The sequence below is a fragment of the Porcipelethomonas ammoniilytica genome, assembly GCF_025567485.1.
In the GTDB taxonomy this organism is placed as follows: Bacteria; Bacillota; Clostridia; order Oscillospirales; family Ruminococcaceae; genus Porcipelethomonas; species Porcipelethomonas ammoniilytica.
In genome coordinates, this window is sequence record NZ_JAOQKH010000031.1 from 1 (window position 1) to 9846 (window position 9846).

Here is a 9846-nt window from a genome sequence, read left to right on the forward strand (position 1 = left end):
ACTTCTTTCAAAAAAATTTTTTCCATTCCGTACTCGCTCTCTCTCGTTCGACAGCTTTATTATTATATCACCTCTTCCCTCTTTTGTCAACCACTTTTTGCAGGTTTGTAGGCTTGTACATTTTATTTTGCAAATAGTCCAATTAAAATATGCAATTATAACAATAGTATTATTAAATGTTTAACAAGATCGCAAAATACAGCGATCTTGTTAGTAAAATACAATATTATATATCTAAATCCGCTATAACGTTTTTAAGAGTTTTTACAGACGCAATAAGATTTTCCTTTTCGTCATCACTCAAAGGAATATCAAGAACTTTTTCAACACCTGCATTTCCCACAATAGCCGGAACCCCTATACATAAATCATTCAAACCGTAATGACCGTCAATATAGCATGAAACAGGAAGTACAGAATGCTCATCTCGAATTATGGAAAGAACAATACGCATAACTGCCATAGCAATACCATAATAAGTAGCACCTTTCCTGTCAATCACCTTATAAGCACTGTCACGAACATCCTCATAAATTTCTCTGAATGATACATCCTGACAGCTTGCACATAATCCATGAAAGTCCTCCAGATCAATACCGGAAACATTAGCACTGCTCCATACAGCAAGCTCACTGTCTCCATGCTCTCCTATAATAAATGCATGAACACTTCTGCTGTCAACGCAAAGTCTCTGTCCCAAAAGATATTTAAGTCTGGCAGTATCCAGAACTGTACCCGAGCCCAAAACTCTATTAGAAGGAAATCCGGACAATTTAATAGTACAGTAAGTTAAAATATCTACCGGATTAGAAACTACAAGAATGATCGCATCATTATTGTATTTTGTTATATTAGGAATAATATTTTTAAATATTTCAACATTTTTATGAACCATATCAAGTCTTGTTTCATTTGGTCGCTGAGCAGTTCCGGCAGTTATGATTATAAGAAAACAATCGGATATATCACAGTAATCTCCGGCATATACTTTCATAGGATGAGCAAAAGGAAGTCCATGACTTAAATCCATAGCTTCACCTTCGGCTCTGGCTTTATTAGCGTCAATAAGCACCAGTTCAGAAAAAAGACTTTTCTGAGTCAGTGCAAAAGCAATAGTAGCGCCTACCGCACCGCAGCCTATTATTGCACATTTTTGTTTGTCCATAAGTTTCCTCCCTATTTATAATAATTATTAATTTTTCTATTCTATATTATAAACTATTTTTTATTTTTAATTCATCTAAAATTTATAAAAAACACTTGATTAAAGTCGTAAAATGTATTATAATAAATTTATATGCTGTATTAAGGCTGATTATAATCCGCCTTAAACGAAAGGAGTAATTATATGATTTATTCTAATGAAGTAGAAAACATGTGTCCTGTCAGACAGGGCGTTGCTCACGGCGCAGCTCCGATTCCGGAAGAAGCTAAGTGGGTAAAGGCAACTCAGATTACTGATATCTCAGGTTTTACACATGGTGTAGGCTGGTGTGCTCCTCAGCAGGGTACATGTAAACTGACACTAAATGTAAAAGACGGTGTTATTCAGGAAGCTCTTGTTGAAACAATCGGATGTTCCGGTATGACACATTCGGCAGCTATGGCGGCTGAAATTCTTCCCGGAAGAACGATCCTTGAAGCTCTTAATACTGACTTAGTCTGTGATGCTATTAATACTGCTATGAGAGAACTTTTCCTCCAAATTGTTTACGGACGTTCACAGAGTGCATTTTCTGAAGGCGGTCTTGTAATCGGTGCCGGTCTTGAGGATCTGGGTAAAGGATTACGTTCACAGGTTGGTACAATGTATGGTACTTTAGCAAAAGGACCACGTTATCTGGAAATGACAGACGGCTATGTTACAGGTATTGCTCTTAACGAAGATGATGAAATAATCGGCTATCAGTTCGTAAACTTTGGCAAGATGATGGATTTCATCAAAGGCGGAGACGATGCTAATACAGCTTTTGAAAAGGCTAAGGGTCAGTACGGCAGAGTAGCTGACGCAGTTAAGATCGTTGATCCGAGAAAAGAATAAGGAGGATTTGTAAAATGGCTTTATTTGAATCATATGAAAGAAGAGAAAAGCAGATTCTCGAAGTTCTTGGACAGTACGATATCAAGACAATTGAAGAATGTGCTGATGTTTGCAAGGCTAAGGGTCTTGACATATATAAACTTGTTGAAGGTATTCAGCCTATCTGTTTTGAAAATGCAAAGTGGGCTTACACAGTAGGATGTGCAATAGCAATCAAGAAGGGCTGCACAAGAGCCGCTGACGCTGCTGCTGCTATCGGCGAAGGTCTTCAGGCTTTCTGTATTCCTGGTTCTGTTGCAGATCAGCGTAAGGTTGGTTTAGGTCACGGAAACCTCGGTAAAATGCTGCTTGAAGAAGATACAGAATGTTTCGCATTCCTTGCAGGTCACGAATCATTTGCCGCTGCTGAAGGCGCTATCGGTATTGCAGAAAAAGCAAATAAGGTACGTAAGAATCCTCTGAGAGTTATTCTTAACGGTCTTGGTAAGGACGCAGCTCAGATCATTGCAAGAATCAACGGATTTACATATGTTGAAACAGAAATGGACTACCACACAGGCGAAGTCAAGGAAGTTTTCCGTAAGGCTTATTCTGACGGACTTCGTGCAAAGGTTAACTGCTACGGAGCTAACGATGTAACAGAAGGCGTTGCGATCATGTGGAAAGAAGGTGTTGACGTTTCTATCACAGGTAACTCAACTAACCCAACAAGATTCCAGCACCCAGTTGCAGGTACATATAAGAAAGAATGTATCGAGAAGGGCAAAAAGTATTTCTCTGTTGCTTCAGGCGGCGGTACAGGACGTACACTTCACCCTGATAATATGGCAGCAGGTCCTGCTTCATACGGTATGACTGACACTCTCGGAAGAATGCACTCCGACGCTCAGTTCGCAGGCTCATCATCTGTACCGGCTCACGTTGAAATGATGGGACTTATCGGTATGGGAAATAATCCTATGGTTGGCGCTACAGTTGCTTGTGCAGTTGCAGTTGAAGAAGCTATGAAGGGATAATTTAAATACTATATATACATTAAAACCCCCGTAAATCACACATTTACGAGGGTTTGTTTTTTTTGTATACTGAATTTGATTTTCATTAATCGCCTTTTTTAATAAGTCATATAGAAGAAATTGTAACAGGAAGTAATATTTTATTGACAATGTCACTCTTTATAGGAATTTTTTCAGCTATAAAATCAACTATTATATTTTATAATTTACCATTAATTAATGCAACAAATACTGCTAAACCTATTATTGCCAATATCCAATGTGATACCATTCCTGAGCCATGATACAAATGACTAAATGCCGAACTTCCGAAAATCCAGCTAAAAAATAGTATACTAATGCTATAATTGCCATTGTTGTGACTTTTTTCTTTGAAACTTCTTGTGTATCAAGTTCAGTTAGAATCTGTTGCCGTGTCTTACTGCAATTTGAACATGTTTCTTCATTATATTCAAGCATGTTACCACAAATGCATTTTAAAGGACTAATCATTTTAATTTCAGTATTTACTTTATCTAACATTGGAATACTTGCTATTTATTGATTGATATATTTTATTACGTGTTTTTGTATCTTTATATTTATTTGTTGCGACTTTAGTTTCACTCACTCTTAAAGATTCAATGTGTGTTTTTAATGCATCAAGTATAATTTTTCTTGCTGTAAGAATTTCCGGAGACAGTATGGAGCCTACTTATTGTGATGGTGATATACTTCTTGTTGAGGGATTACCATATATTAATATAAGTGATATAGGCGTTTTTGTTGTAAATGGTGACGGGTATGTAAAAGAATATGGCGGTGACCGCGTAAAGGAAGTGAGGAAAATGGAAAAAATAGCAACTTTATTAATTTCTTCTTACCTTGCATGGTTGATAGCAGATATTAAATGCAAAATACACCTTAAACGAATTGACCGTATGAATAATGAATTTATGGACAAATTGAGAAAGGTACATGATGAGTTTTTTTATAATATTAATCAGAAAGGCAAACCTTAATCAATGTTTTCCCTAATGGTGTTAAAGATGCTTTCCCTTTTCTCATGATATATTTAAAAAATAATGACTTGTCATTAGCTTCATTAGATGCTTTGAGGGCTATATTATCTAAGTATTCTTTTGCTAATTGGTATAGGGCTTGATCAGTTACATAGGTTGCATAAGTTATATCAATTAAGCCTAATCTTTCAAGATTACTTAATGATATAGAATTTAATTGTATACTATTTGAAGTTCCAAACAAAAATGTAACATTTGTCAATATTACACTATAACCATCGTCTTCTTTTAAGCGGTATTCACATATAGGTAAGTTAATTACATTTTTTGAGAAAATCGATAATATTTTTGCATCTAATGGTGACATTTGATTTATTATTTGAGCAAGCGAAGGATGCACTAAATTCTTCATATCTACATTCATTGAATTAGTAATTAAGTCAACAAACATTTTGCGAAGTATATCAGATCTAATACAGTATTTTGAATTTTCCAAAGCTGTTCCAACAGTTTGAAAGTCAGGTTCACATAATTTCTCTTCTGGTAGCCGCTTCTTCTTTAGTTTCAAAATATCCTAATATCGGTCTAACTTCTCGACCTTCAAACGGATCATACGTGGCCTTCAACCTTGCCATGTATGGTTTTTTTCGCTTTCGGTCAGTGAGTTTGCATATACTTCCTTGCCCGTTCACACGCCTTGCGCTACGTTTCTTAGTTTTTGTTATTTGTTGTTTTTTCCCGCACCAATTACAAAATGCGGAACCGTCAGCTATTTCTTTTTTGCATTTTACGCATAACATATCATCAATCCTAACTTAAATTATTTAATCAACACTGATTTTTAGGCACGAAACGCATTTTTTTGTAACCGCTTTGTAACAAAGGTTACACAATTAAACCAATAAAGTGCAGTTCGTGCCAAACCTATTGCAATCTAAAAATCACCGAGTATAATAATAACTGTAATCCGGATTCGACAAAATTTGACGAAAGGTCGTGTTGTTATGATTTGCATTTTATCTAATAAAATTCCCCGAGATTAATCGGGGAATATGTCTTAGTTTATGTGAAGACGGTTTTCAAGGGCTTCACGAAGTACCTGAGAAAAATTTAAGCCATGTTCTGCTTCGGCATTTAACCGTGAAGGGATGGTAAGTGTTTTTTTAACAATTTTACCTTTTTTGCTTTTCTCTAAATGGTGGCATATAAACTTCAACGAGCATTATAGTTTGATTGTTTTCAAGTTTAATTTCCATAAAAGGCGTAGGATCTGGAATATTTTCATTATCTTGTTCCATTCCAAAAATATGAAGCATTAAAGCTTCTTTAGCATTTTTAGACGCTTCTTCAATGGTATCGGCACAGGGTAAACAGCCTGGCAGATCAGGGAACTCAATGGAAATTCCATCATTAGAAATATCAAAAACAGCTGGGTAAATATACGTATCTTTCTTATAAAACTCCTTTAGCTTTTGTGACATTGCTTATGGAAGTGAATTGCCTTTGATGTCGTTATTAGTCATTACATAATTTACTCCATACTTTGCTTGTGATTCTGTAAAACCCTCAAAAATAAGCTGATCAATTATTTCTTGGCTAGTTTGTGATGGATAATTATTTTTATAATATTTGGCGGTCTTAACAGCCTGTTCATTCCAGTCGGCTTTACAATTATCAGCTGCATATATCGCTTCTTCGTTGGTATATCCACCACCAATGACAAGAAATTGTATCATTCCTTGATAGGATTTTCCAGATAGTTCAATTGATTTAGACATTTTTATAAAATGACAAGCTAAAGACAGAGCTTCTTTCATTTGAGTTGTAACAATATTTTTATTAAATGTTGCGGATTGTTCCATTGATTCCAAATCTAACAATTCATAATCTTTGATCGATAAAATATCATCTGTTTTTTTAGTTAATTGTCGCTCTTCTCTTAGACGATAAAATTCTGATTTGTAAGGTTCTCCCAAAGCATTCAGTCTACGTTTAATTTTAGCTTCATACTCCAAATCATAAATAGATTTTTTTTGTTCAGATTCTAAAACAATTTCTTTGCGAGCCTGTTCCATAAGTGCACGACTTTCTAAATCATCACACCATAAAGTGTCAAGCTCGTTTTGTGTTTGGTCACGTTCTAATTCAAGTAATTCCTTGTATTCAGGAAATTGCAACACGTCAGAAATAATATCGGGGGATAAAGATGATGTTCTTTTATCCGATGGAATTGCTAAGAGTTTTTTTATGCGTCGTTTAACAGATATTTTTGAATTATAAGAAATAGCACGATTATATTGTTCTAGAGCACTTTGAAAAATATTATGCTTATAGTAACAGTCTCCTAATGCCTTATGGGTCAATGAAAGCTGATATCTTGACATATTCGGATGAAGCGAAGCCGAATTTATTAAAATTAGTGCTTTTTCTTCAACTTCTTGTGAGAAATTTTCGCATAGATGTTCTATTAATTCCATGGCATCTTCGTTCAGTCGATAAGGAGATAATGCTGTATTTAAATATGAATTAACATTTACCTTATTATCCATAACACACACATTCTTTCAATAATTATAATACTTAAATTATACCATATCATATAAAATAAATCAATTTGCATATCACAAGAAGTATTTTATATAATTTTGTTAGAATGTGACAAAAATCAACAAAGCAGAAAATTTGTTCGCAAATGTATTGACATTTTAAAACAAATGTTCTATAATATAAACAAACGTTCTCAGAAAGGAGGTCAAATGAAATGACTGTTAGTGAACGTAACTTGATAATAGATGATATTATATCAATGCTTCAAAAAATGGAGAAAAATAATTCAAAGCAGGAAGAACAAGAAATTAATCTTGCTCCTCGTTTGAATTGCGTTTCCAATAAAGATACTTTACATAATTATGTAGTTCGATAAGTTCATTATCGCTTAGTGAACTAAGCTGAATTCTAAGAGCTTCCCATTTATTATCAATAAAATGGGGGGTTTTTTCTTTTTCCTGAATATATTCAGAATAAAATTCTTCCGGATCACAATTTAAGTATTTACATATACTTAAAAATTTTTCAATTTCTACTTTGTTGTTATCTCTTGAAATAATACTACTTAATGTAGTCTTAGGAATACCAACGGCTTTAGCAAGTTCAGATTGTTTAATATTTTTCTCTTTCATTTTTTTTTCAAGTAATTTTCCAAAACCCATTTAAATCACACTCCTGTATATGAATATACCATATTTTTAAAAGAAAATCAATATTATTGTACGATTATTCGTATTAATCAATAAATATTTGTATAATTTGGCCAAAAACGCGTATATATTTTGTGCATTAGGTAGAAATACGAATTTGCGTATAAACGAAACGAATAAGCGTTCTAAAAATAACGGAGGTGAATAATATGTACGCAAATTTGTTAAGCAGTTTAAATTGTAAGGGAATTTCTGTTAATGCTGCTGCGAAAGTTGTTGGAATGCCAGAATCTACATTAAGAACGAAAATTTATGGACGTAGTTTCGACTTAGAAGAAGCCTTTACGATTAGAGACAACCTTTTTCCAGAATATGATATAAGATATTTATTTGAACGCACAGAAACCAAGTTAGCGTAGGAGGGAGTTGTTTCCAGTGGAAGTATCAAAAGATGAACGAGAAAAAGCCAAAGCCACCGCTTTTAAAATTCTCACTCAATTTCAAAACGATGGCTTGACAACTAAAGAAGTTCATTTAATTACTTTTTAGCTTTGTGAACTCGCTAAAGATTCAATTGAAAAAAATATTTCAAAACATTCTTTTCTCTTGTAGAGACCTAAGAATCCACTTATAAGCATTTTCATAAGCTGAACCAAATTCAAATGGATTGGTATCATCAATAGGGAAAGTTGAATCTTTTGCCTTGTAAGATTCAGCTACATACACAACAGCTAAATCATGGGCACGCTGTTCAATATCAGACATATAATTTCACCACCTTTCTATTATAATTATAGATAAATTGGTGAAATATGTCAATAAATACCAGATAAATAGAGGAGGTGATTAATATGACAGAAACAACAGCGCAGACCGTCATACAAGAGTTTATAGATCAGGATATACAGTTCAATTTTTTACGAAAATGAGGACGATGCGGAACAGTTTGTAAATGACGGTATAGGCGAAAAAATTATAAAAGTACATTTGTCAGACAAATCATATAAAGTGTTAAAGAGAAAAGGAGTTATAGGATGAGTTGCATTTACGATTATGACAGTCCTTGCGAGTGTGATATTGAAGCATGCAGAACCTGTTGTAAAAATCCGAACAAGCCGGAAGTGGATTGCGATTTTATGAGAGATTTGGAAAGGGAGGAGAAGCTATATGGCTGATTTTTCAAGCGGAGTGTCCGGCTATGTAACTGGACGCTATGAAATCAAAGTTAATTTTCCAATCGACCTAAAAGGGCGACCAGATGTTTCTTGCAATCAGTGTCCCTATTATACCATCCTGATTAAAATCCATAGAAGGATAATCCTCAGCTGTTATCTTCTCTCCTGAAATAGACGACTGTGCAAGCTCTTTTGCAATAAATGCCGCGTCGCTTGCTGCAAGCTTTCCATCTCCGTTGGCATCGCCTTTTATTTCAGGAATTGTAGCCGTTGTCGTAACCGGAGTTGTTTCCGCAATCGAGGTTGTAGAAACAGATGAGCTTGTTGCCGTATTTGAAACAGCAGTTGTTTGTGTTGTTACAACTGTTGTTTCAGTTGTTGTTATATCCGTAGTAACAGGAGTGGTAGTTATTACAGGCTCGTCATCAAGGGCTATAAATGTAAACCTGTTTTGAAGTGCATATGTTTCTGCGGCTGTTCCTTTATAGCCTCGAATTACTACATCTTCAATTCGTTTATATGATATATGATCCGAACTTATGCCTCCAATTTCATATCCTATTGCATATGAACCAATTTTTTGTATACTATTTGGAACGGTTATATCTTTTATACTTGATTGTTGAAAAAATGCTTTTTCAACAATTTCTACTGTCGGATAGCCTTCAATTTGAGATGGAATAATTAAACTATTTATATCTGAATCCATTTGATAAAAGGTTATTATTGAATTACAATTTTCAATCTTATATGAAAAAAAACCTATCCCATATAGATGTGTGACTTCTGCACTAATATTTAAGCTTAATAAATGAAAAGTAAGTATTACACTTATTAAAATATTTATTAAATATAACTTTTTTCTTTTTCATAAAATCTCTCCTATCTAATAAGTCAATCTTTTGATTTAAATGTTATAAGTTCAATTTCATGATCATGATACCAACTTCTAAATAATGCAAAACAATTTTCATACATTTCTTTTGATTCCTCTGGCACACATATGGTTATCCAAGGATCATTATAAAGCATTATTTCACTATACTCTATATCATCTTTACGATTAAATGTAATTGTCCCTTTATTATATAGCCAACATGCATTAAATGCACTACTTTCAATTTTCTTTACACTTGTTGGAATTTCTATATCACATATATTTTGACAATAATTAAATGAATATGATCCGATATAGATAACACCTTCTGGAATTGTTACATCTGTAAGATTTGTGCAATGATTAAATGCCCCATTTTCTATTACGGAAATATTAGTAATATTATTTTCATTTACAGGGAATTTTATTTCCTTAAGATTAGTGCATTGATCAAATGTATGCGGTAAAATAATTTTCATATTACTTGGAATTGTTATTTTACTTAAATTAGGACAATTATAAAATGCACCCATTCCAAT

14 protein-coding genes are annotated in these 9846 nt (G+C 33.8%); 5 read left to right on the plus strand and 9 right to left on the minus strand.

Annotated features, from left to right (window positions below; all coding sequences use genetic code 11):
* Nucleotides 1-226: 226 nt before the first annotated feature.
* Nucleotides 227-1165 carry an L-lactate dehydrogenase gene (locus OCV67_RS12340; protein ID WP_147644252.1) on the minus strand — a complete coding sequence of 313 codons (939 nt, stop codon included), beginning with the start codon at nt 1163-1165 and terminating at the stop codon, nt 227-229.
* A 183-nt stretch (nt 1166-1348) separates the two neighbouring features.
* On the opposite strand from OCV67_RS12340, the gene OCV67_RS12345 reads away from it, so the two are divergent.
* The gene (locus tag OCV67_RS12345) at nt 1349-2041 is read left to right on the plus strand and encodes an iron-sulfur cluster assembly scaffold protein (RefSeq protein ID WP_147644253.1); all 693 of its coding nucleotides are present in this window, start codon (nt 1349-1351) and stop codon (nt 2039-2041) included.
* Nucleotides 2042-2055: 14 nt separating this feature from the next.
* On the plus strand, nt 2056-3057 hold the full coding sequence (locus tag OCV67_RS12350) for a GGGtGRT protein (protein ID WP_147644254.1): 1002 nt from the start codon (nt 2056-2058) through the stop codon (nt 3055-3057).
* A 243-nt stretch (nt 3058-3300) separates the two neighbouring features.
* On the opposite strand, the gene OCV67_RS12355 is transcribed toward OCV67_RS12350, so the two are convergent.
* The gene (locus OCV67_RS12355) at nt 3301-3579 is read right to left on the minus strand and encodes a hypothetical protein (protein ID WP_147644255.1); all 279 of its coding nucleotides are present in this window, start codon (nt 3577-3579) and stop codon (nt 3301-3303) included.
* A 101-nt stretch (nt 3580-3680) separates the two neighbouring features.
* Between OCV67_RS12355 and OCV67_RS12360 the strand changes: the two genes are divergently transcribed.
* A complete protein-coding gene (locus OCV67_RS12360; RefSeq protein WP_147644256.1) occupies nt 3681-4058 on the plus strand; it encodes a S24 family peptidase in 378 nt (125 codons plus the stop codon).
* Here the strand turns inward: OCV67_RS12360 and OCV67_RS12365 are convergent.
* From OCV67_RS12365 to OCV67_RS12380, 4 genes are all read right to left on the minus strand, one after another.
* Complete coding sequence (locus tag OCV67_RS12365) at nt 4036-4626, minus strand: DUF4393 domain-containing protein (RefSeq protein ID WP_178085145.1); 591 nt, start codon at nt 4624-4626, stop codon at nt 4036-4038. The genes OCV67_RS12360 and OCV67_RS12365 overlap by 23 nt on opposite strands.
* A 604-nt stretch (nt 4627-5230) precedes the next feature.
* Nucleotides 5231-5539 (minus strand): type II toxin-antitoxin system HicB family antitoxin, encoded by a 309-nt coding sequence (locus OCV67_RS12370; protein ID WP_317235034.1) that lies wholly within the window; start codon nt 5537-5539, stop codon nt 5231-5233.
* 3 nt (nt 5540-5542) lie between these two features.
* The gene (locus tag OCV67_RS12375; protein ID WP_147644258.1) at nt 5543-6607 is read right to left on the minus strand and encodes an Ltp family lipoprotein; all 1065 of its coding nucleotides are present in this window, start codon (nt 6605-6607) and stop codon (nt 5543-5545) included.
* Between the two features lie 306 nt (nt 6608-6913).
* A complete protein-coding gene (locus tag OCV67_RS12380) occupies nt 6914-7267 on the minus strand; it encodes a helix-turn-helix domain-containing protein (RefSeq protein WP_147644259.1) in 354 nt (117 codons plus the stop codon).
* A 197-nt stretch (nt 7268-7464) separates the two neighbouring features.
* Between OCV67_RS12380 and OCV67_RS12385 the strand changes: the two genes are divergently transcribed.
* On the plus strand, nt 7465-7674 hold the full coding sequence (locus OCV67_RS12385) for an XRE family transcriptional regulator (protein WP_147644260.1): 210 nt from the start codon (nt 7465-7467) through the stop codon (nt 7672-7674).
* Between the two features lie 169 nt (nt 7675-7843).
* Here OCV67_RS12385 and OCV67_RS12390 read toward each other — a convergent pair whose 3' ends face one another.
* Nucleotides 7844-8020, minus strand: a complete 177-nt coding sequence (locus OCV67_RS12390) for a hypothetical protein (protein ID WP_178085146.1) — start codon at nt 8018-8020, stop codon at nt 7844-7846.
* A 269-nt stretch (nt 8021-8289) separates the two neighbouring features.
* On the opposite strand from OCV67_RS12390, the gene OCV67_RS12395 reads away from it, so the two are divergent.
* Complete coding sequence (locus OCV67_RS12395; protein WP_178085147.1) at nt 8290-8430, plus strand: hypothetical protein; 141 nt, start codon at nt 8290-8292, stop codon at nt 8428-8430.
* 67 nt (nt 8431-8497) lie between these two features.
* On the opposite strand, the gene OCV67_RS12400 is transcribed toward OCV67_RS12395, so the two are convergent.
* On the minus strand, nt 8498-9139 hold the full coding sequence (locus OCV67_RS12400) for a hypothetical protein (protein ID WP_147644261.1): 642 nt from the start codon (nt 9137-9139) through the stop codon (nt 8498-8500).
* 185 nt (nt 9140-9324) lie between these two features.
* On the minus strand, nt 9325-9846 hold a 522-nt coding region (locus OCV67_RS12405; protein WP_147644262.1), incomplete at its 5' end, for a leucine-rich repeat domain-containing protein.